The sequence below is a fragment of the Streptomyces katrae genome (assembly GCF_000966975.1).
GTDB classification, from domain to species: domain Bacteria; phylum Actinomycetota; class Actinomycetes; order Streptomycetales; family Streptomycetaceae; genus Streptomyces; species Streptomyces katrae.
On record NZ_JZWV01001053.1, the window covers coordinates 1 to 458 of the forward strand.

The window sequence follows — 458 nt, forward strand, 5'->3', positions numbered from 1 at the left end:
GCTGAAACGTCAGATGTTCGGCCGCGCAGGATTCGAACTGCTACGAAAGCGCGTCCTGCTCTACTCCTGAAACCCCACTCAAGCCTCGTCCTCGACCAGCCCGAATCCTTCCGGGAACCCTTCCAAGAACTCCCGGCGGGTTGATCGGGCTCGGCCTCGGCCATCGCCCTGAGCAGATCGATCAGCTCCTGCCGCTGATCAGCTGACAGTTGGCTGAACAGGTGGGCGACGCCCTCCAAGACCTTCACCGCATCGTCCGGGTCCATCTGCTCGTCTTCACTGCCCTCGATGAACCACAGGGCGCCGACCAAAGCCTCGGCCAAGGCGTGGGTCAGAGACGGATACGCGGGCATCACAGCGGCCTCCCAGCAGGTCAACGGCAGAGTCAGGCCATACCACCACACCCCACTGACATCACCGTCCGTGAGCCTCCACAGAATGTGGACCAGAGCCTCAGT

General features: G+C 62.4%; 1 protein-coding gene. It reads right to left on the bottom strand.

Features of this window, described 5'->3' with window-relative positions:
- Positions 1 to 353: hypothetical protein (locus VR44_RS46125; protein WP_342669416.1), on the bottom strand; the 353-nt coding region annotated here is incomplete at its 3' end.
- Positions 354 to 458 lie beyond the last annotated feature (105 nt).